The following is a 20,205-nucleotide window of genomic DNA, read 5'->3' as shown; positions in this document are numbered from 1 at the left end:
ACCAGTCCTTCCCCGCCGTCCCCGACGGTCCGTCCTGTCATCAGCTCACCCAAGGCGTTATTCGGTAGCCCCGGCGTGTGGTCCTGTTGCGGAGGTTATCGATGTCCTTGCAAGCCTTGTGGGCGCTGTTCCTCGCCCATCCCGCGCAGGCCGTGAACGGCCTTGCGCTGTTCTTCGGTGTCGCCGGCGCCTGGCTGCTGCTGGCCACCCGCGCACGCGAGCGTCGCGCCCTGGCGCGCTGGGCCGCGGAGGGCGAGGCGGGGGAGGCGGCATTGCCGATGGACGAGGCGACCCTGCGGATCAACCTGTTCTTCTACCGATTCGGCACCGCCTGCCTGGGCCTGGCGCTGCTGGTCAGCTGGGCCAGCACGCGGCTCTGAGAGCCCTGCCTCGGCGAGCCGAACCGCACGCGGATAAGCGTATCGCGGTTATCCGTCCATCGCCTGCGGGTTCGAAGCCGTTGCCCGATGGAGAAGCCCGGCGGCGCCGGGCTTTCGTCTTCAGGATTGCTGCTTGATCCGGTATTGGTTGAGCACCGGGTTGGCGTATTGCAGCACCAGCCAGGGGCGCTGCTCGGCCGGGCATTGCTCCAGGCGGCGGTTCCATTCCTTGCGCGCCTTCTCCAGCTCCTCGCTGCCGAACAGGCTCTCGGCCGTGGGGACGGCGAGGCCCGGGTCGCGGTTCTCGCTCATCTCGTAGGCCAGGTAGTGCACCGGGAACAGACGGTAGTTGCCGAGGATCTGCCGGTCCAGTTCGGCGGCCAGCTGCTTGGCGTCGCTGAACTCGCCCTCCAGCTCGGCGCCGAAGTTGATGTGCACGCGGCCCTTGTAGCCGGTGATGCCCAGGGCGATGCTGGCATCGTCCTCGCCCGGCGCCTTGCGGTACTCGCCGGTGCTGGCGCGGGTGTGCAACTCGCGGGCCTTGGCCAGATCGCAGGGGTCGTATTCGTAGCTGATCGACACCGGGATGAAATGCAGGGCGCGCACCATTTCGGCGAAGGGTTCGTCCTTGCGGCTCATGTGGAACATCTTGAGGATCGCCGAGTCGGTACGGTCGTCGCCGTCCTTGGCCCGCCCTTCGGCCTGGGCGATCCACACCGACTGGCGGTCCTCGCGGATCGAGTGGTTGATGTAGGCGGAGAGCGTCTGGTAGGCGGCGAGCTTCTCGCGCCGGCCGCTCAGCGAACGGTGCACGATGAAGCTCTTGTTCAGGCGCATCAGGTCGCTGACGAAGGATTTCTGCAGCAGGTTGTCGCCGATGGCGATGCGCGGGGTCGGCAGGCCGGCGTGGTACACGGCGTAGTTGACGAAGGCCGGGTCCATCACGATATCGCGGTGGTTGGCGATGAACAGGTAGGCGCAGCCTGGCTTGAGGCGATTGACCCCGGAGTAGGTGACGCCATCGGTGGCCTTCTCGATGGTGTGGTCGACGTAGGGCTCGAACTTGTCCTGCAGCGTGGCGACGCTGCGGATGCCGGTGACCTCGCGGGCCAGGCGATGGGCTATAAGAGGTTTGAGCAGCCAACCGAGGGGACCGGCCAGGCGCGGGAAGCGGTAGCGGACCAGGGCGCCGAGGAAGGCGTCGTCGCTCAGGAGGCGTTGCAATACCGCGGGGACTTCGGCGTCACTGTAGGGTCGGATGGCTTCGAACTCGCCCATCATGCTTTCTGGTTCCATATGGATGCTGCGAAGGCCGCCCAAGGGGGTGGCCGAAAATTGAACCGCGCGATTATAAACGGAACTCATAGGGGGTGCAGCGATGCTCGAAAGCCAGGCCTATAGCTGCCCTTACTGCGGGGAACCGGCCGAGGCGCTGCTCGACCTGAGCGCCGGCGACCAGCAGTACTACGAGGACTGCCCGGTGTGCTGCCGGCCGATCCTGTTCGACCTGCGCACCGATGGGCAGGACTGGTCACTGAACGTCCGCCGGGAGGATGACTGATGCAGCGCGTATATGAGCCGGCCGACCTGCTGGAGGCCGAGATGCTGGTGGGAATGCTCGCCAGCGAAGGGATCGCCGCCCATGTCAGCGGCCGCCACCTGGTCGGCGCCATCGGCGAACTGCCGCCTGGCGGACTGCTGGCGTTGTTGGTGGCGGACGAGCAGACGGAGCGGGCGCGAGAACTGATCCTCGCCTACAACGCCGCCGCCCCGTTGGCCGAGGAGCCGCCGGAGCCCTGCGGCCCCGGCAGCCTGTTGTGTTGAGGCGGCCGCCGCTCAGTCGGCCGCCAGTTCGAAGACCTGCCAGCGCACCGAGCTGACGCCCTTCTCCAGGCTGACCCGGCTGACCAGGCGTTCCAGCTGCGCCGGAGCTTCGGGGGTGCCGAGCAGTTCGGCGCGGACTTCCAGCTTGGCCGGGTTGTCCAGATCCTCGCTGTGCAGCGATTGCAGGCGCAGGTCGCTGCTGCCGAGGCTGTGCAGCATCAGGCTGCGAACCTGGATCTCGTCCTCGGCGCGGCAGACGATCTGCACTTCGTAGCGTTGCTCGGCCTCGCTGGCCGGCAACACGTCCTGGCGGTTCAGGCGTTGGGCGATGTCGCGCAACAGGATGTTGGCGCAGAGCACCACCAGGCTGCCGAGCGTGGCCTCCAGCAGCAGGCCCATGCTGCACAGGACGCCGATGGCGGCGGTGCACCAGAGGGTGGCTGCGGTGTTCAGGCCGCGCACGTTGAGGCCGTCGCGCATGATCACGCCGCCGCCGAGGAAGCCGATCCCGGAGACTACATAGGCGGCGATCCGTGAAGCGTCGCCGGCCAGGCCGGGCACGCCCTGAGTCATCAGCACGAACAGGCAGGCGCCAGTGCTGACCAGCGCGTTGGTGCGCAGGCCTGTGAGGCGTTGGCGCAGCTGGCGTTCGGCGCCGATCAGGGCGCCCAGGACCAGCGCGACCGCGACACGCAGGAGAAATACTTTCCAATCCATGTTTCACCTCGTTGCCGGCCGACGGCCGGAGCTGGCGCGGGCCGACGGTCCGCGCGGATAAGGGACGATGGATTGCGCAGGACCGCGGCTTCCCGCTGCGCGTTGGCGCGAGGGAAGGGACACGAAGGGAAAATGGGGATGCGTCATCCCGGACGGGATGCGGATCGCCACTGTCCGCCATGTTCGGCGAGGCAGTGGCAGAGGGTTCTGCTGGACTAGCTCGCCGGATGGACCTGTCGCAATCGACTAGGGCTGTTGTCCAATGCAGGACTCCTGTGTGGGTTACAGAATGCGGGCGGCACCTTAAGCCTGGAGGATAGGCGCGTCAAGTTAAGATTGGGTTTCATTCAGCTTGCGTTCGGCAAGGCCAGTGTGGCGCTTCGGGTTACACTGTGCGGCTTTCCCTCACCAGGCAGTGCCAAGCATGAGTGGTCGTTACGCCCTGTTCCGCTGGAATCCGTCGCTGGCGGCCCTGCCGGGCTTTCCGGCGGATTGGCGGGCGCACTGGAACATTTCTCCGGCGAACCAGGTGCTGATGGTTCGCGAGGACGCCGGTGCGCGCCGCGCCGACCTGGCGCGCTGGGGGCTGACCCCGGCCTGGCTCACCGACCTGTCGCGTACGCCCAGCCACGCGCGGGCGGAAACCCTCGCCGAGCAACCGATGTTCCGCGAGGCGTTCCAGCAGCGCCGCTGCCTGCTGCCGGCCAACGGCTTCTATGAATGGCGTGGGGTGCGTAAGCGTCCGTACTGGGTCTCCACCGGCGAGCGCCTGTTATTCTTCGCCGGCATCTGGGAGGCCTATCCGGTGCATGGACAAACCTGGCTCAGCGTGGCCCAGGTATCCCAGGCGGCCGCCGAGTTCCGCCGGCCGCTGCTGCTCGACGAGGCCGAGCAGGATACCTGGCTGGCTCCGGACACGCCGCTGCCGGCGCTGATAAGCCTGCTCGCCAAGCCCCAGCCGAACCTGCGCAGCGTGGCCCTGGCCGGCTTCGTCAACAAGCCTGAAACCGACGGGCCGGAGTGCCTGACCCCGGCCTGACGCTAGACCCTGAACTGATTCACCAGGCGCCGCTGCTGCTCGGCCAGGCGGGTCAGCTCGGCGCTGGCCTGCGAGGCCTCGTCGGCGCCGCCGGCCACCTGGTTGGCGACCTGGCCGATGTTGGCGACGTTGCGGTTGATGTCCTCGGCCACCGCGCTCTGCTCCTCGGCGGCGCTGGCGATCTGGGTGTTCATGTCGTTGATCACCGATACCGCCTGGGTGATCGATTCCAGCGCCTCGGCCGCCTGGCGCGCATGGCGCACGCTGTCGTCGGTGCGCTCCTGGCTGTCCTGCATGACCTTCACCACGTCGCGGGTGCCCTGCTGCAACTGCTGGATCATGCTCTGGATTTCTTCGGTGGCCTGCTGGGTCTTCTGCGCCAGGTTGCGTACCTCGTCGGCCACCACCGCGAAACCGCGACCCTGCTCGCCGGCGCGGGCGGCCTCGATGGCGGCGTTGAGGGCGAGCAGGTTGGTCTGCTCGGCGATACCGCGGATCGCCACCAGGATCGCGTTGATGTTTTCGCTGTCCTTGGCCAGGTTCTGCACCACTCCGACCGCGCGGCCAATCTCGCTGGCCAGGGCCTGGATCGCCGCCGAGCTGCTTTCGACGATCTGCTTGCCCTGGTGCGCGGCCTGGTCCGCGTGGTTGGCTGCCTCGGCGGCGTGGGTGGCGTTGCGCGCCACGTCCTGGGCGGTGGCGGTCATCTCGTGGACCGCGGTGGCCACCAGTTCGATCTCCGCCAGTTGCTGCTGCACGCCCTGGTTGGTGCGGATGGCGATGTCGGCGGTGTGCTCCGAGGAGTCGCTGACCTTCTGCACCGATTGCACCACCTGGCCGATCATGTTCTGCAGTTTGCCAAGGAAGGTATTGAAGCCCTTGGCGATGGAGCCCAGCTCGTCGGCGCGCTCGCTGCTCAGGCGGCGGGTGAGGTCGCCTTCGCCCTGGGCGATGTCGTCGAGCATGCCGACCAATTGGCGCAGCGGCCGGGCGATGCCGTAGCCGACCAGCCAGACCACCAGCAGGCCGAGGGCCGCTACCACCAGGCCGGCCAGGCTCATGCCGAGGATATCCTGCTGGCGCTGGTCGCTCAGCTCGCCCTGGAGTTGCTGCAGTTCGCCGAATACCGCCGCCTGGGGAATCTGCAGCATGAGGGTCCAGCGCACGCCGCTGTCGGCGATGGTGAAAGGCAGGAACAGCTCGATGTGGCCGTGCTCGGCGTCGATGTCGTAGAGCGGCTGGTCGACCGTGAGGTTTTTCAGGTTGTCCACTTCGTTGCCGTCGAGGACGCTGCCGGCGGGCTCGCCGAGCTTGCTGTCGTCGCGGGTGTAGGCCACCAGGCGGCCGTTGCTGGCGATCAGCGCCATTTCCCCGGCGCCATCGTAGAGCTGCTGGTCGGCGCGCTTGAGCAGGTCCTGGATGAAGGCCAGCGAGAGGTCGGCACCGACTGCGCCGCGGAACTGGTCACCGACCATGATCGGCACGTTGAAGGACGACATCATCACGGTCTTGCCGCCCATTTCGTAAGGGGCCGGGTCGATGATGCAGGGACGCTTGTTCTCTTTCGGACAGGCATAGAACTCGTTCTCGCGCACCCCGGTGGGCAGCAGCTTTTCGCTATCGATGCTGTCGGCCATGGCCTCCACGATCGGCTTGCCGTCGGCGCCGCGATACCACCAGGGCAGGTAGCGGCCGTCCGGGCCGTAGCCCTTGCCGGGTTGCCCGGCGAAGGCGGCATCGGTATCGAAGGCATTGGGTTCCCAGGCCATGAAGGTGTCGAGCAGCTTGGGGTTGTTCTGCACGGTGCTGCGCAGCAGCGCGGAGATTTCGTCGCGGCTGGCGTTCAGCTGCGGCATGCCGTCGGCGCCCGGCTCGCCGAGCAGGCGGGTGCTGTTGGCCAGGCCGTGGACCACCGTCAGCGGATACTCCAACTCGCGCTGGATCTGGCTGACCTGGGCGCGGGCCAGGGCCACCAGGCGCTCGTTGATGACCTTCTCCAACAGGCCCTGGGTGCGTTGCTGCACCAGCTCCTGCGTTCGCGCGCCGGCGAACAGGGCGTACAGCACCAGCACCACGACGACGCTTAGAACGCTGGCGCCGGCGAGGGCGGCGACAGAAAACTGGATCGACTTGAGCTTCATGATGGGACTTCTGACCCTTGTTGGAATTGTCTCTGAGGAGCTTATCGGCAGGAGGACGGCAAATCCTTAATCGGCCGTCGGAGATTTCCTCGCCAACGGCTGTTGCCCGCGTTCGAGGCGCGGCCTACCATGCGCTCGGCCTTCAGAGGAGAACAAAGGACCATGGCTCATCCCTTCCGATTCGCCACCCTCGCCGGCGCGCTGCTGCTCGCCGGTTGCCAGGCAGTGAACACCACCAGTGGCGGCGCCGTCGGCGTCGACCGCAAGCAATACATGTTCAGCATGTTGTCCAGCCAGGAAGTCGACCAGATGTACGCCCAGTCGTACCAGAAGACTCTCGGCGAGGCGAAAAGCGCCGGCGTGCTCGATACCAGCAGCGCCGACGCGCGGCGAGTCAAGGCGATCGCCCAGCGGCTGATCCCGCAGACCGCCGCCTTCCGCCCGGACGCCACCGGCTGGAACTGGGAAGTCAATGTGGTGAAGAGCGACGAGCTCAACGCCAACTGCGGTCCCGGCGGCAAGATCATTTTCTACACCGGGCTGATCGACAAGCTGAAGCTCACCGACGACGAGATAGCCGCGGTGATGGGCCACGAGATCGCCCACGCCCTGCGCGAGCATGGGCGCGAGGCCATGTCCAAGGCCTACGGCGTGCAGGTGGCCAGCCAGATCGGCGCCCTGGCCGGCCTCGGCCAGGAAAGCCTGCAACTGGCCAATACCGGCGTCGACTACCTGATGACCCTGCCCAACAGTCGTGCCAACGAGAACGAAGCCGACCTGATCGGTCTCGAGCTGGCCGCCCGCGCCGGCTACAACCCGGAAGCGGCGATCACCCTCTGGCAGAAGATGGGCAGGGCCAGCGGCGGCGCCAGCCAGCCCGAGTTCACCAGCACCCACCCCTCCGACAGTTCGCGGATGGCCAATCTCCAGGCCGCGATTCCCAAGGTGATGCCGCTGTACCAGCAGGCCAGGCGCGGCAAGTGAGGCCAGGGCGCGCGGTCGCGGGGGGCGGCCGGCGCGCCGACAGGCTTACCATCGGAAACGCCTGTTGTGTATTTCCGTAACCTGCTGTTTGGTATCTCGCCGGTGTTCGGCCTAGACTGCTGGCCGACCCGCTTGCGGGACCCGTGGACGAACAGCCACTCTCACGCCCTGGAGCTCATGTGAAATACGCCGTACTCGGAGCCACCGGCCTGCTGGGACATCACGCCGCGCGCGCCATCAGGGCCGCCGGTCACGATCTGGTGCTGATCCACCGTCCTTCTTCGCAGATCCAGCGTCTCGCCTATCTGGAGCCCGAGTGCCGGGTCGCCGAGATGCTCGACCACGCCGGCCTGGAACGCGCCCTGCGCGGCCTCGACGGGGTGATCTTCAGCGCCGGCTACTATCCTTCGCGGCCGCGCCGCTGGCAGGAGGAAGTGGCCAGCGCGCTGGGCCAGACCAACCCGTTCTATGCCGCCTGCCTGCAGGCCAGGGTGCCGCGCATCCTCTATGTCGGTTCGGCATATGCCATGCCCCGCCATCCCCAGGGACTACCGGGCCACGAGGGGTTGTTCTACGACAGCCTGCCGAGCGGCAAGAGTTCCTACGTGCTGTGCAAATGGGCGCTCGACGAGCAGGCCCGGGAGCAGGCGCGCAACGGCCTGCCGGTGGTGATCGGGATTCCCGGCATGGTACTCGGCGAACTGGACATCGGCCCGACTACCGGGCGCGTGATCACCGCCATCGGCAATGGCGAGATGACCCACTACGTCGCCGGCCAGCGTAACGTCATCGATGCCGCCGAAGCCGGGCGCGGACTGCTGATGGCCCTTGAGCGCGGGCGTATCGGCGAGCGCTACCTGCTGACCGGGCACAACCTGGAAATGGCCGACCTGACCCGGCGCATCGCCGAGCTGCTCGGCCAGCCTGCGCCGCAGCCGATGTCGATGGCCATGGCTCGCGCGCTGGCCACCCTGGGCCGCTTGCGCTACCGGGTCAGCGGCCAGTTGCCGCTGCTCGACGAAACCGCCATCGAGGTGATGGCTGGCGGGCAGTTCCTCGATGGACGCAAGGCCCGCGAGGAACTCGGCTTCTTCTCCACCACCGCCCTCGACGACACCCTGCTGCGCGCCATCGACTGGTTCCGCGACAACGGCTATTTCAATGCCTAGGACGGTTGGCTAGGGCAGCGCTTTTTCCGCGAAGGGTCGGGTCTGCAGTCCCAGCTGGGCGCGAAAGCTCTCCATGTCGAACATGGTGCACAGCTCCTGCAACTGGCCCTGCGGGTTGAACACCCAGAAGCCCATCGCGGAAATGCTCAGCACCTTGTCGCTGGCCGGATAGCCCAGGGTCGGCCGGACGATGGTGCCGATCAGCGTGCTCCAGGTGAACACCTTGCGTTCCTCGCCGATGCAGTCTTCGACCACGACCTCCAGGTCCGGCATCGCCGTGCGGATGTCCTGCAGCAGGCGGATATAGCCGGCGGTATCCAGGGGACGGCCGATGAACGAGCTTTTGTAGAGGAAATCCTTGCTGTGCAACTGCTCCACCAACGCCATGCGGCCCTTGTTCCAGGACAGCTCGATGTGATGGCGGGCGAGTCGTTTCAGGTCGTGTGAGGGCATCTCCGGCTCTCGAGGGCGAGTGGTGGGGCAGGCATCCGGTGCCTGCCTGAACTGTAGCCGTTCCTATGCATTTTGCATTGGCCGCCCAGCCATCCCGGGCCCGGCGGCGCAGTCCTTCAGAGCCAGCCGGTCAATTGCGCGGCGTGCCAGGCGGCGTACAGGCCAAGTGCGGCGAAGGCGGCCGCGGCCAGGCGGCGGATCAGGGTCAGCGGCAGCTTGTCGGCGGCCAGGTTGCCGATCAGTACCACCGGTACGTTGGCGATCAGCATGCCCAGGGTGGTGCCGATCACCACCAGCCAGAAATGCGGATACTGGGCGGCCAGCATGACCGTGGCGACCTGGGTCTTGTCGCCCATCTCGGCGAGGAAGAACGCGATCAGGGTGGTGAGGAAGGGGCCGTATTTCTTCAGTCCGGACTCTTCGTCGTCGAGCTTGTCCGGTACCAGCGTCCACAGGGCGACGGCGATGAAGGAGGCGGCGAGGATCCAACTGAGGGTGGCTTCCGAGAAGAAGCTGGCGACCCAGGCGCCCACCGCGCCGGCAGCGAAATGGTTGGCCAGGGTGGCGGCGACGATGCCGGCGATGATCGGCCACGGCTTGCGGAAACGCGCCGCGAGCAGGAGTGCCAGCAACTGGGTCTTGTCGCCGATTTCCGCGAGGGCAACGATGAGGGTAGGGACGAACAGCGATTCCATCAGGCTTCCTAAGGGGCGGGTCGACCAATCACCATGACACGCGCCATCTGCCCGCCCCGGGTCAGATCGTGCGTGTCATAGGTCTTGTCAAACCCTTGGCCTGTCTGGGCAGGCTTGGGTCGCGCGCGCCATGGTCTGCGGACCAAGTGTGTTGACGCGTGCCGGGCGAGGCCGGTGCGGCGCTCGCGGGAGACTACTCCCCTAGGACGGGGCGCATTCTGCCCAAGCCGGGCGGCTTGGGCAAGCCCGGGACGGAAACTTTCGTCCGGGAGGGCGGCGAGGGAGCCTGATCGCAAGGAAACGTGCCGGCATCCGCAGCGATCCGCGAGGAATCGCTGGGCGGCAGGGTGAGTCAGGTATTGGTCGGGCTGACGTCCATTTCGTGGTAGCGAACGAAGCGTGCGCGCTTCTTCCAGCGGTATCCCAGCCAGATCGCCAGGAACAGCGGCAGGCTGATATAGGTGGCGAGGAGGCCGATCCAGTCGATGCGTTCGCCCACCAGCGCCTGGTAGTTCTGCCCGAGGGTGATGACCATGCACAGGGCGAAGGCGAACAGCGGGCCGAAGGGGAACAGCTTGGCCCGGTAGGGCAGGTCTTCCAGGCGGCCGCCCTGGGCCAGGTAACCCTTGCGGAAGCGATAGTGGGAGATGGCGATGCCCAGCCAGGCGATGAAGCCGCACATGCCCGAGGTGTTCAGCAGCCATGTGTAGACGGTGCTGTCGCCGAAGGCCGAAGTGAGGAAGCACAGGGCGCCGACCAGGGTAGTGGCGTACAGCGCGTTGCGTGGCACGCCGCTGCGCGAGACGCGGGAGAACAGGCGCGGTGCCTTGCCCTCTAGGGCGAGGTTGTAGAGCATCCGGGTCGAGGCGTACATGCCGGAGTTGCCGGCGGAGAGGATCGCCGAGAGGATCACTGCGTTCATCACCCCGGCCGCCGCGGCGAAGCCGGCGCGCTCGAAGAGCAGGGTGAAGGGCGACACGCTGATGTCGCTGGCATCGTTCTTCAGCAGGTTCGGGTCGGTGTAGGGAATCAGCATGCCGATCACGAAGATCGCCAGGATGTAGAACATCAGGATGCGCCAGAACACCTGGCGAATGGCGATCGGGATGTTCTTCCGCGGATTTTCCGATTCACCGGCGGCGATGCCGATCAGTTCGGTGCCCTGGAACGAGAAGCCGGCGATCATCGCCACCCCGACCATCGCCTGGAAGCCGCCGACGAAGGGCGCGTCGCCCATGGTGAAGTTGCTGAAGCCGGGCGACTCCACGCCATGCATGATGCCGAAGATGGTCGCCAGGCCGACGCCGATGAAGATCACCACCGTGACTACCTTGATCAGGGCGAACCAGAATTCGCTCTCGCCGAAGCCGCGCGCGGAAATCACGTTGAGGCCGAACATGATGCCCAGGAAGATCGCGCTCCAGTAGATGCCCGGCACCTCGGGGAACCAGAAACTCATCACCAGTTGCGCTGCCACCAGCTCCGCGGCGATGGTCACCGCCCAGTTGTACCAGTAGTTCCAGCCGAGGGCGAAACCGAAGCCATCTTCGACGAACCGGCTGCCATAGGTACAGAACGAGCCGGAAACGGGCATGTAGGCGGCCATCTCGCCGAGACTGGTCATGAGGAAGTACACCATCAGCCCGATCAGGGCGTAGGAAAGCAGCGCACCGCCGGGCCCGGCGGTGGCCACTGTGGCCCCGGAGGCGACGAACAGCCCGGTGCCGATGGAGCCGCCGATGGCGATCATGTTCAGGTGGCGCGGCTTGAGCACCCGCCGCAATTGCTGGCCCTGGCTGGCGTTCAGGTCAGTCATCGGCGGCCTCCCGGCGGGTGGCCATGGAAGGGTCTGGCTGCGGGCGTGCGGGCAGGGAGAGGAAAAGCTTCATTCACAGGGTTCCAGGCAGAAATCAGGAGCGACGGGCGGAGTAGATGCGGAAACCGTCGCCTTCGGCGAGTGTCCGGCAGGGGCCGAGGTGGCGTTCGATCAACGGCGGGTACTTCAGGAAGCTGTTGGCGACCAGGCGCAGTTCGCCGCCCGGCGCCAGGTGCTCGGCGGCGCGTTGCAGCAGGCGCTCGGAGGCCTGGTAGTCGGTGTGCACGCCCTGGTGGAAGGGCGGATTGCTGACGATCGCGGCGAGTTCGCGCGGCGCGCCGTCGATGCCGTCGGCGGCGATCACTTCGCCGTCCAGGCCGTTGGCGGCGAGGGTCAGTCGGCTGCTCTCGACAGCGAAGGCGTCGACGTCGAGCAGGCTCAGGCGACTGGCGGGGTAGCGACGCTTGAGGACCGCCCCGAGTACCCCGGCACCGCAGCCGAAGTCCAGCAGATGGCCGCCGGGCAGGGCTTGCAGTTGCCCCAGCAACAGCGCGCTGCCGCGATCCAGGCGGCCATGGCTGAACACCCCCGGCAGGCTCACCACCTGCAGCTCGCCATCGGCCAGCGGCAGGCTGTAGCGCTGGGCCAGGGCGTGCAGGTCGGGCTCGGCCGGCGCCTGTTCGATACGCACCTGCCAGAGCTGGCAATGCCGCGCGCTATCCAGTTTGCGGGGCTTGCCGTAGGCGGCCAACTGCTTGCTCGCGCGCTCGATCCCGCCGCGCTTTTCGCCGACCAGGAAGAGTTCGCCGCCGGGCAGGCGGGCGGCCAGGCTGGCCAGCAGGTAGTCGGTCAGTTCGCGGGACTTGGGCAGGAACAGAACGGCCGAAGTCCAGGCGCCGGTCGGCGCGCGCGTGTCGAAACGGCTACGGTCGGGGAAGCGGGCGTCCAACTGCGCCTGCTCGCCGGCGTGCCAGCTCCAGCCCTGGGCCTGCGGTAGCTCGGCGAGCAGGTCGTCGGCGGGCAGGCCGGCCAGCAGCAGCGGGGTCGCGAAGAGGTGGCGCTGGCGCAGCAGCACTTCACTGCGAGGGTCCATGCGGGCTCCGGAAAAAATGGGAAATCTTAACAGGCTTGGGCCTGGCATACCCGCATGGATTGTCGGCGAGGATCGCCGTTCATCCGTGCGCGGTGCCCGCAGCGCCGTATCAGCCGGCGTTGACTACCCGCAGGGCGCGCCCGGCCTTCCATGCCTCTGCGTTTTCCGCCAGTTGGCCGACGATGCGCTGCCGCGCCTCGCGACTGCCCCAGGCGTTATGGGGGGTGACGATCAGGCGCGGGATGTCGGGGGACAGCAGCGGATTGCCGTTTCTCGGCGGCTCGACGCTGAGCACGTCGGTGGCGGCGCCGCCCAGGTGGCCGCCGCGCAGGGCGTCGGCCAGCGCCTGTTCGTCGACCAGGCCGCCACGGGCGGTATTGACCAGGAAGGCGCCAGGCTTCATCAGCGCCAGTTCGGCGGCGCCGAGCATCCCGCGGGTGTCCTCGGTCAGCGGGCAGTGCAGGGTCAGGGCGTCGACCCGTGGCAGGAGTTCGCCAAGCGGCAGGCGGTCCGCCCGGGCGGGCCGTCCTGGCAACTGACCGAGCAGTACACGCATGCCGAACGCCTCCGCCAGCCTCGCCACCGCCCCGCCCAGTTCGCCATGGCCGAGCAGGCCGAGGGTCTTGCCTTCCAGTTCGACGATGGGGAAGTCCAGCAGGCAGAACTGGCTGGATTGCTGCCAGCGGCCGCTGCGTACCGCCTGCTGGTAGTCCGGCAGGCGCGTAGCCAGGGCCAGCAGCAGCGCGAGGGTGTGCTGGGCTACCGAGGGCGTGCCGTAGCCATGGCAGTTGGCGACGACGATACCGCGCTCGCGAGCGGCAGCGAGATCGATGTTGTTGGTGCCGGTAGCGCTGACCAGGATCAATTCCAGCTCTGGGCAGGCGGCGATGCATTGCGCGTCGATCGGCGCCTTGTTGCTGATCGCGACCCGCGCACCGTGCAGCCGCGCGGCGACTTCCTGCGGCTGGCTGGCGGCATGCAGTTGCAGCTCGTCGAAGGCGGCGTGCAGGGGACGCATGTCCAGATCGCCGAGGTCGAGGGAGGCATGGTCGAGGAAAACGGCGCGCAGGGCATGGCTCATGGACGGTTCCTTGGCGGCAGCGGACGGGGGCTGCCTAGCCTAGCAAACCCGCGTGCCAGGGAGGTCTTCCGGTTTTCTTGACAGTGATTATCCAGAAAGTATTGTCAGTTTTTTGACGGTATTACATATTTAACCTCTGTAGTGTCATTTTTGAGTCACTCCGACGAACGGTCGCCCTTTCAAGTGGACAATTTTTGATCTGAAAGGCATTTTTTTGGCACACAAGGCGCAATGTGAATTGCTTCTCAGATTTTCGTCATTTAACTGACGAAATGCAGTGCTGGAAAACTGACGTGCGCCACGCAGATAGGGAGATTTTCATGGTCCGTCCGGATAGCCAGCGCGGCAAGCGCACCTCTTCGAAAGCTGGTAGGGAAGGGCGTTTCGTCCTTGCCGCCAGCAGCACCCTCATGTTCGCCATCGCCAGCATCAACGCGGCCATGGCGGCACCTACCGGTGCCCAGTTCAACCCCAACGAGATCAAGATCAGCCAGCAGGGCAAGACCACGCTGATCGACCAGAGCACCCAGCGCGCGATCATCAACTGGAAGGGCTTCGACGTCTCCGCCGACGAGGCGGTGCGCTTCAACCAGCCCGGCGTGACCTCGTCGACCCTGAACCGGGTCACCGCAGGCCAGGAAAGTGTGATCGCCGGGCGCATCTCCGCGCCCGGCCAGGTGATCATCTACAACTCCAACGGCGTGGTATTCAGCGGCTCGGCCAAGGTCGACGTGGGCTCCCTGATCACCACCACGGCGAACATCAGCGACGAACACTTCCGCCAGGGCAAGCTGATCTTCGACCAGCCCGGAAACCCCGACGCGCGGATCGTCAACGACGGCAGCATCAGCGTCGCGGAGAAAGGCCTGGCGGCCTTCGTCGCGCCGTCCGTGGCCAACAACGGCGTGATCAACGCCCGTCTCGGCACCGTGGCGATGGCCGCCGGCAACGCCGCGACCATCGACCTCTACGGCGATGGCCTGGTGTCCATCGCCGTGACCGACCCGGTTACCCGCAAGCCGCAGGATGCCCAGGCGCTGGTCAGCAACGGCGGCGCGATCCAGGCCGACGGCGGTAGCGTGCTGATCACCGCCGAGCAGGCTTCCCGGGTGGTCGACAACGCGGTCAACCTGTCCGGCGTGATCCTCGCCCGCGGCACCGAGGTGCGCGAGGGCAGCGTAGCGCTGGTAAGCAAGTCCGGGGACATCCAGGTCGCCGGCAAGATCGACGTCAGCGGTCCGAAGAGCGGCGGCGACGTGCTGGTCAGCGGGCAGCAGGTGGCCCTGGCGAGCACCGCCAGCATCGACGCCCGCGGCGCCGCACAGGGCGGCAGCGTGCGCATCGGCGGCGACTTCCAGGGCCGCGGCGAGTTGCCACGAGCGAAGAACGCTACGCTGGCCAAGGGCGCCAGCATCGACGTCTCGGCTACCGGCAAGGGCAATGGCGGCCTGGCGGTGGTCTGGTCCGACGGCAATACCCGCATGGACGGGCGGATCCTCGCGCGCGGCGGCGCCCAGGGCGGCAACGGCGGCCTGGTGGAGACCTCCGGCAAGGTCAACCTGAGCATCGCCGACAGCGCCTACGTCAGCGTCGCCGCACCCTACGGCAACGGTGGCACCTGGCTGCTCGACCCGACCACCCTGCGCATCGTCGCATCCGGCGGCACCTCCGGCTCGGTGGGGGGCGCCAACGGCGCCAGCGGCGACGCGACGGTGAATGCCTCGGTGGTTACCGGTGCGCTGGCAGGCGGCAAGGTGACCCTCAGCGCCAGCGACCGGCTGTCGGTGGAAGCGCCGCTGATCACCAGCAACCTGGGCGGCGCCAGTCGCGGCCTGGAGCTGATCGCCACCGGACCTGCCGGTGCGGTGGATATCTCTGCGCCGATCCTGTTCCGCAACGGCAGCCTGGCAATCCGCGCCGGCGGCAACATCAGCTTCCTCAGCGGCGGCACGCCGCAGACCAGCGGCATCGTCGACCTGGGCAGCGGCACCCTGTGGATGCAGACCAGCACCGCCGGCAAGATCAGCCAGCAGGCCGGTACCGCATTGATCGCCGCCAACCTCGCCGGCCGCGCTGGTAGCATCGACCTGGCTTCCTGGGACAACTACGCCGGCAACCTGGCGCTGCAGACCTTCAACGGTACGCTCAAGTACCGGCAGAGCAACGCCACCGGCGTGACCACGAGCGGCACGGTGTTCGATCCGTTCATCAACCAGAGCATGACCGGCACCGCGCAGAACATCGTCTCCAGCGTCGGCACGCGGATTCTCGAGGCCAACAGCGTCGGCACCACCGGCAACTACACGCTGACCGCCGACGGCAACAGCGAGTTCGACCGCCTGGTGTTCACCGCGCTGCCCTATCGGCGGGTCAGCGGTTCCGCCAGTTTCCCGACCAACGACTCGTCGGACTACCTGGTGACCAACCTGCGCTACCAGGTCAACGGCAGCAACGTCACCGCCACCCCGAACGGCGGTGCGCCCAGCGGGTTCACCGTCGCCGCCGGCAACGGCAGCGTCACCACCTGGACCGGAAACTGGGGCACCAGTTGGGGCGTCAAGGGCTTCGGCGGCGTGATCGGCGTGACCGACGAGCTGCAGTACGACGTCGGCACCGGCCTGACCGAGGAACTGATCTTCGGCCTCGGCGGCAAGACCAGCCGCGTCGATACCCGCCTGGACCTGTTCATGCGCGAGGGAGCGTTCAACAGCTTCGCCGAGCGCGCCCAGGTGGAGATGTTCAAGACCACCACCACTGCCGGCGACATCCTTTCCCGCCAGCAGACCGCCACCCTGACCGCCAATGACGCTACCCGCGTCTACGGTGATGTGAATCCGACTCTGACGGCCACGATGTCCGGCATCAACGCCATCGACGCCTACGTCAACAGTCAGTTCAACGACCTCTACCAGGCGACCGCCAGCACCACGGCGACCCAGGCGTCGAATGTCGGGCAGTACGCGATCACCGGTAACGCCAATGGCAGCGAGTATTTCAGCCAGCGTTACCAACTGGTGCGCCAGGACGGCAAGCTGACCGTCACGCCGGCGCAATTGATCGTCAGCGCCGACGCCAAGACCAAGGTCTATGGCGACGCCGATCCGACCCTCACCTACCAGGTCAGTGGCCTGAAGAACAGCGATACCGCCGCTGGCGTGCTGAGCGGCAACCTCGGCCGGGTGGCCGGGGAGAACGTCGGCAACTACGGGATACTCCAGGGCGGGCTGGGCCTCAACACGGCCAATTACACCCTCAGCTACGTCGGCAACGACCTGCGCATCACCCCGGCACAACTGAACGTGATCGCCGATGCCAAGACCAAGGTCTACGGCGACCTGGATCCGGCGCTGACCTACCAGGTCTCCGGTCTCAAGCGCGGCGATACCGCCGGTGCCGTGCTCAACGGCGGCAGCCTGAGCCGCGTGGCTGGCGAGAACGTCGGCGTGTACGGCATCAACCAGGGTGGACTGGGCCTGGTCAGCAGCAATTACACCCTGAACTACCAGGGCAATAACCTGACCATCACCAAGGCACTGCTCAATGTGATCGCCGATGCCAAGACCAAGGTCTATGGCGATGCCGATCCGGCACTGACCTACCAGGTGTCCGGGCTGAAGAACGGCGACACCGCCGGTGCCGTGCTCAACGGCGGCAGCCTGAGCCGCGTGGCTGGCGAGAATGTCGGCGTGTACGGCATCAACCAGGGTGGACTGGGCCTGCTCAGCGCGAACTACGACCTGAGCTACCAGGGCAATAACCTGACCATCACCAAGGCGCTGCTGAATGTGATCGCCGATGCCAAGACCAAGGTCTACGGCGATGCCGATCCGAGCCTGACCTACCAGGTCAGCGGCCTGAAGAATGGCGATACCGCTGGCGCGGTGCTCAACGGCGGCAGCCTGAGCCGCGTGGCTGGCGAGAATGTCGGCGTGTACGGCATCAACCAGGGCGACCTGGCATTGAACAGCGGCAACTACGATCTGAGCTACCAGGGCAACAACCTGACCATCACCAAGGCGCTGCTGAATGTGATCGCCGACGCCAAGACCAAGGTCTATGGCGATGCCGACCCGAGCCTGACCTACCAGGTCAGCGGCCTGAAGAATGGCGATACCGCTGGCGCGGTGCTCAATGGCGGCGGCCTGGTTCGTGTCTCCGGCGAAAACGTAGGCAACTATGCGATTCAGCAGGGTGGCCTGGGTCTGGTCAGCGGTAACTATGACCTGGCTTACCAGGGCAACAACCTGACCATCACCAAGGCGCTGCTGAATGTGATCGCCGACGCCAAGACCAAGGTCTACGGCGATGCCGATCCGAGCCTGACCTACCAGGTCAGCGGCCTGAAGAACGGTGATACCGCTGGCGCGGTGCTCAACGGTGGCAGCCTGAGCCGCGTGGCTGGCGAGAATGTCGGCGTGTACGGCATCAACCAGGGCGACCTGGCATTGAACAGCGGTAACTACGACCTGAGCTACCAGGGCAATAACCTGACCATCACCAAGGCGCTGCTGAATGTGATCGCCGACGCCAAGACCAAGGTCTACGGCGATGCCGACCCGAGCCTGACCTACCAGGTCAGCGGCCTGAAGAATGGCGATACCGCTGGCGCGGTGCTCAATGGCGGCGGCCTGGTTCGTGTCTCCGGCGAAAACGTAGGCAACTATGCGATTCAGCAGGGTGGCCTGGGTCTGGTCAGCGGTAACTATGACCTGGCTTACCAGGGCAACAACCTGACCATCACCAAGGCACTGCTGAATGTGATCGCTGATGCCAAGACCAAGGTCTACGGCGATGCCGATCCGAGCCTGACCTACCAGGTCAGCGGCCTGAAGAACGGTGATACCGCCGGTTCGATCCTGACCGGTGGGTTGAACCGCGCCGCAGGCGAGAACGTGGGTGTGTATGGCATCAACCAGGGCGACCTGGCATTGAACAGCGGTAACTACGACCTGAGCTACCAGGGCAATAACCTGACCATCACCAAGGCACTGCTGAATGTGATCGCCGACGCCAAGACCAAGGTCTACGGCGATGCCGATCCGAGCCTGACCTACCAGGTCAGCGGCCTGAAGAATGGCGATACCGCTGGCGCGGTGCTCAATGGCGGCGGCCTGGTTCGTGTCTCCGGCGAAAACGTAGGCAACTATGCGATTCAGCAGGGTGGCCTGGGTCTGGTCAGCGGTAACTATGACCTGGCTTACCAGGGCAACAACCTGACCATCACCAAGGCACTGCTGAATGTGATCGCTGATGCCAAGACCAAGGTCTACGGCGATGCCGATCCGAGCCTGACCTACCAGGTCAGCGGCCTGAAGAACGGTGATACCGCCGGTTCGATCCTGACCGGTGGGTTGAACCGCGCCGCAGGCGAGAACGTGGGTGTGTATGGCATCAACCAGGGCGACCTGGCATTGAACAGCGGTAACTACGACCTGAGCTACCAGGGCAATAACCTGACCATCACCAAGGCACTGCTGAATGTGATCGCCGACGCCAAGACCAAGGTCTACGGCGATGCCGATCCGAGCCTGACCTACCAGGTCAGCGGCCTGAAGAACGGCGATACCGCTGGCGCGGTGCTCAACAGTGGCAGCCTGAGCCGCGTGGCTGGCGAGAATGTCGGCGTGTACGGCATCAACCAGGGCGACCTGGCATTGAACAGCGGTAACTACGACCTGAGCTACCAGGGCAATAACCTGACCATCACCAAGGCGCTGCTGAATGTGATCGCCGACGCCAAGACCAAGGTCTACGGCAATGCCGATCCCAGCCTGACCTACCAGGTCAGTGGCCTGAAGAACGGCGATACCGCTGGCGCGGTGCTCAACGGTGGCAGCCTGAGCCGCGTGGCTGGCGAGAATGTCGGCGTGTACGGCATCAACCAGGGTGGACTGGGCCTGGTCAGCGGTAACTATGACCTGGCTTACCAGGGCAACAACCTGACCATCACCAAGGCGCTGCTCAATGTGATCGCCGACGGCAAGACCAAGGTCTATGGCGACGCTGACCCGAGCCTGACCTACCAGGTCAGCGGCCTGAAGAACGGTGACAGCGCCGGCTCGATCCTGACCGGCGGGCTGAACCGCGACGCAGGCGAGAACGTGGGTGTGTATGGCATCAACCAGGGCGGCCTGGTGCTGACCAGTGGCAACTATGACCTGGCCTACCAGGGTAATGACCTGACCATCACCAAGGCGCTGCTCAACGTATTCGCCGATGCCAAGAGCAAGCAGGTCGGCACCGCCGACCCGGCGCTGACCTATCAGGTTTCCGGCCTGAAGAATGGCGATAGCGCCGGTCAGGTGCTCGCCGGCGGGCTCGGTCGGGTGGGCGGCGAAGCCGTAGGCCAGTACGACATCCTCCAGGGTGGGCTTGCCCTCACCAGCGGCAACTACCAGCTCAACTACCAGGGCAACCTGCTGAGCATCCTGCCGCTGCCGGTCACGCCGGGCGACCTGGGGCAACTGGCAGCGCTCTCCGACTTGCGCGAACTGCAGAAGGGGCGCGATCCGGATACTCCCGGGGATGCGGTCTACCGCACCACCACGCTGGAAAACCCGTTCCTCGAAAACCCGTTCCTGCGCGCCTACGCTCTGGGCATGGACGTCAGCGATCCTAACCTGCTGCCGGCTACCGCCGCGGGTCCGGCGGAGGACGCCAGCGCCAAGCGGGTGGGGCAGTTCACCGATCGTCCGCTCAGGGCAGAGGCCGAGAGTGGGGCGGGTTGCTCGAACCAGAGCTACCTGGCCGACTACTGGAGCTGCTTCAACAAGCCTCTGAATTTCTAACCCTTTTCGCAATGCGCACTATCGT

The 20,205-nt window shown here is 66.1% G+C and carries 15 protein-coding genes and 1 riboswitch; of the genes, 7 read left to right on the top strand and 8 right to left on the bottom strand.

Annotation, left to right across the window (positions count from 1 at the left end; all coding sequences use genetic code 11):
• Positions 1-101 precede the first annotated feature (101 nt).
• A complete protein-coding gene (locus ACM0M4_RS26105; protein ID WP_003114705.1) occupies positions 102-380 on the top strand; it encodes a hypothetical protein in 279 nt (92 codons plus the stop codon).
• A gap of 120 nt (positions 381-500) precedes the next feature.
• Here ACM0M4_RS26105 and ACM0M4_RS26100 read toward each other — a convergent pair whose 3' ends face one another.
• Positions 501-1,661: a 1-acyl-sn-glycerol-3-phosphate acyltransferase gene (locus ACM0M4_RS26100; protein ID WP_003099351.1), complete on the bottom strand. Its 1,161-nt coding sequence runs from the start codon at positions 1,659-1,661 to the stop codon at positions 501-503.
• A 97-nt stretch (positions 1,662-1,758) separates the two neighbouring features.
• On the opposite strand from ACM0M4_RS26100, the gene ACM0M4_RS26095 reads away from it, so the two are divergent.
• Together ACM0M4_RS26095 and ACM0M4_RS26090 are read left to right on the top strand one after the other, a co-directional pair.
• Entirely contained in the window at positions 1,759-1,941 is a 183-nt protein-coding gene (locus ACM0M4_RS26095; protein ID WP_003094945.1) for a CPXCG motif-containing cysteine-rich protein, read from the top strand.
• Positions 1,941-2,204, top strand: a complete 264-nt coding sequence (locus tag ACM0M4_RS26090) for a putative signal transducing protein (RefSeq protein ID WP_003094943.1) — start codon at positions 1,941-1,943, stop codon at positions 2,202-2,204. Before ACM0M4_RS26095 ends, ACM0M4_RS26090 begins: the two co-directional genes overlap by 1 nt.
• A gap of 12 nt (positions 2,205-2,216) precedes the next feature.
• Here ACM0M4_RS26090 and ACM0M4_RS26085 read toward each other — a convergent pair whose 3' ends face one another.
• Positions 2,217-2,921, bottom strand: a complete 705-nt coding sequence (locus tag ACM0M4_RS26085; RefSeq protein ID WP_003094941.1) for an MgtC/SapB family protein — start codon at positions 2,919-2,921, stop codon at positions 2,217-2,219.
• A gap of 424 nt (positions 2,922-3,345) precedes the next feature.
• Here ACM0M4_RS26085 and ACM0M4_RS26080 point away from each other — a divergent pair, with 424 nt between their 5' ends.
• On the top strand, positions 3,346-3,960 hold the full coding sequence (locus tag ACM0M4_RS26080) for an SOS response-associated peptidase (RefSeq protein WP_003094938.1): 615 nt from the start codon (positions 3,346-3,348) through the stop codon (positions 3,958-3,960).
• A 2-nt stretch (positions 3,961-3,962) separates the two neighbouring features.
• Here ACM0M4_RS26080 and ACM0M4_RS26075 read toward each other — a convergent pair whose 3' ends face one another.
• The gene (locus tag ACM0M4_RS26075; RefSeq protein WP_003099358.1) at positions 3,963-6,101 is read right to left on the bottom strand and encodes a methyl-accepting chemotaxis protein; all 2,139 of its coding nucleotides are present in this window, start codon (positions 6,099-6,101) and stop codon (positions 3,963-3,965) included.
• Between the two features lie 162 nt (positions 6,102-6,263).
• Between ACM0M4_RS26075 and ACM0M4_RS26070 the strand changes: the two genes are divergently transcribed.
• Together ACM0M4_RS26070 and ACM0M4_RS26065 are read left to right on the top strand one after the other, a co-directional pair.
• Positions 6,264-7,085 (top strand): M48 family metallopeptidase, encoded by an 822-nt coding sequence (locus ACM0M4_RS26070; protein WP_003099360.1) that lies wholly within the window; start codon positions 6,264-6,266, stop codon positions 7,083-7,085.
• Between the two features lie 143 nt (positions 7,086-7,228).
• Complete coding sequence (locus ACM0M4_RS26065; protein WP_003121034.1) at positions 7,229-8,254, top strand: NAD-dependent epimerase/dehydratase family protein; 1,026 nt, start codon at positions 7,229-7,231, stop codon at positions 8,252-8,254.
• 9 nt (positions 8,255-8,263) lie between these two features.
• On the opposite strand, the gene ACM0M4_RS26060 is transcribed toward ACM0M4_RS26065, so the two are convergent.
• The 5 genes from ACM0M4_RS26060 to ACM0M4_RS26040 all read right to left on the bottom strand — a co-directional run bounded on the left by ACM0M4_RS26060 (position 8,264) and on the right by ACM0M4_RS26040 (position 13,392).
• Positions 8,264-8,707 carry a nuclear transport factor 2 family protein gene (locus tag ACM0M4_RS26060; protein ID WP_003099368.1) on the bottom strand — a complete coding sequence of 148 codons (444 nt, stop codon included), beginning with the start codon at positions 8,705-8,707 and terminating at the stop codon, positions 8,264-8,266.
• A gap of 116 nt (positions 8,708-8,823) precedes the next feature.
• A complete protein-coding gene (locus ACM0M4_RS26055) occupies positions 8,824-9,402 on the bottom strand; it encodes a TMEM165/GDT1 family protein (RefSeq protein ID WP_003094926.1) in 579 nt (192 codons plus the stop codon).
• 89 nt (positions 9,403-9,491) lie between these two features.
• Positions 9,492-9,616, bottom strand: a riboswitch (yybP-ykoY riboswitch).
• 138 nt (positions 9,617-9,754) lie between these two features.
• Positions 9,755-11,218 carry an amino acid permease gene (locus ACM0M4_RS26050; RefSeq protein ID WP_003094922.1) on the bottom strand — a complete coding sequence of 488 codons (1,464 nt, stop codon included), beginning with the start codon at positions 11,216-11,218 and terminating at the stop codon, positions 9,755-9,757.
• A gap of 94 nt (positions 11,219-11,312) precedes the next feature.
• Positions 11,313-12,311: a class I SAM-dependent methyltransferase gene (locus ACM0M4_RS26045; protein ID WP_003117439.1), complete on the bottom strand. Its 999-nt coding sequence runs from the start codon at positions 12,309-12,311 to the stop codon at positions 11,313-11,315.
• A gap of 109 nt (positions 12,312-12,420) precedes the next feature.
• Complete coding sequence (locus tag ACM0M4_RS26040; protein ID WP_054375773.1) at positions 12,421-13,392, bottom strand: 2-hydroxyacid dehydrogenase; 972 nt, start codon at positions 13,390-13,392, stop codon at positions 12,421-12,423.
• Between the two features lie 320 nt (positions 13,393-13,712).
• Here ACM0M4_RS26040 and cdrA point away from each other — a divergent pair, with 320 nt between their 5' ends.
• Positions 13,713-20,180: a two-partner secretion system adhesin CdrA gene (cdrA, locus tag ACM0M4_RS26035; protein WP_115288885.1), complete on the top strand. Its 6,468-nt coding sequence runs from the start codon at positions 13,713-13,715 to the stop codon at positions 20,178-20,180.
• The last annotated feature ends 25 nt before the right edge of the window (positions 20,181-20,205 follow it).

It is taken from the genome of Pseudomonas sp. 18-147 (assembly GCF_051048045.1).
Classification (GTDB): Bacteria; Pseudomonadota; Gammaproteobacteria; order Pseudomonadales; family Pseudomonadaceae; genus Pseudomonas; species Pseudomonas aeruginosa.
This window is presented reverse-complemented; position numbering and strand designations above follow the sequence as displayed.

Bases quoted from the DNA above. Each gene is read 5' to 3' on its own strand.
- cdrA (WP_115288885.1), top strand. From the start codon at position 13,713: ATGGTCCGTCCGGATAGCCAGCGCGGCAAGCGCACCTCTTCGAAAGCT.
- ACM0M4_RS26095 (WP_003094945.1), top strand. From the start codon at position 1,759: ATGCTCGAAAGCCAGGCCTATAGCTGCCCTTACTGCGGGGAACCGGCC.
- ACM0M4_RS26100 (WP_003099351.1), bottom strand. From the start codon at position 1,661: ATGATGGGCGAGTTCGAAGCCATCCGACCCTACAGTGACGCCGAAGTC.
- ACM0M4_RS26070 (WP_003099360.1), top strand. From the start codon at position 6,264: ATGGCTCATCCCTTCCGATTCGCCACCCTCGCCGGCGCGCTGCTGCTC.
- ACM0M4_RS26090 (WP_003094943.1), top strand. From the start codon at position 1,941: ATGCAGCGCGTATATGAGCCGGCCGACCTGCTGGAGGCCGAGATGCTG.
- ACM0M4_RS26045 (WP_003117439.1), bottom strand. From the start codon at position 12,311: ATGGACCCTCGCAGTGAAGTGCTGCTGCGCCAGCGCCACCTCTTCGCG.
- ACM0M4_RS26080 (WP_003094938.1), top strand. From the start codon at position 3,346: ATGAGTGGTCGTTACGCCCTGTTCCGCTGGAATCCGTCGCTGGCGGCC.
- ACM0M4_RS26055 (WP_003094926.1), bottom strand. From the start codon at position 9,402: ATGGAATCGCTGTTCGTCCCTACCCTCATCGTTGCCCTCGCGGAAATC.
- ACM0M4_RS26050 (WP_003094922.1), bottom strand. From the start codon at position 11,218: ATGACTGACCTGAACGCCAGCCAGGGCCAGCAATTGCGGCGGGTGCTC.
- ACM0M4_RS26075 (WP_003099358.1), bottom strand. From the start codon at position 6,101: ATGAAGCTCAAGTCGATCCAGTTTTCTGTCGCCGCCCTCGCCGGCGCC.
- ACM0M4_RS26040 (WP_054375773.1), bottom strand. From the start codon at position 13,392: ATGAGCCATGCCCTGCGCGCCGTTTTCCTCGACCATGCCTCCCTCGAC.
- ACM0M4_RS26105 (WP_003114705.1), top strand. From the start codon at position 102: ATGTCCTTGCAAGCCTTGTGGGCGCTGTTCCTCGCCCATCCCGCGCAG.
- ACM0M4_RS26060 (WP_003099368.1), bottom strand. From the start codon at position 8,707: ATGCCCTCACACGACCTGAAACGACTCGCCCGCCATCACATCGAGCTG.
- ACM0M4_RS26085 (WP_003094941.1), bottom strand. From the start codon at position 2,921: ATGGATTGGAAAGTATTTCTCCTGCGTGTCGCGGTCGCGCTGGTCCTG.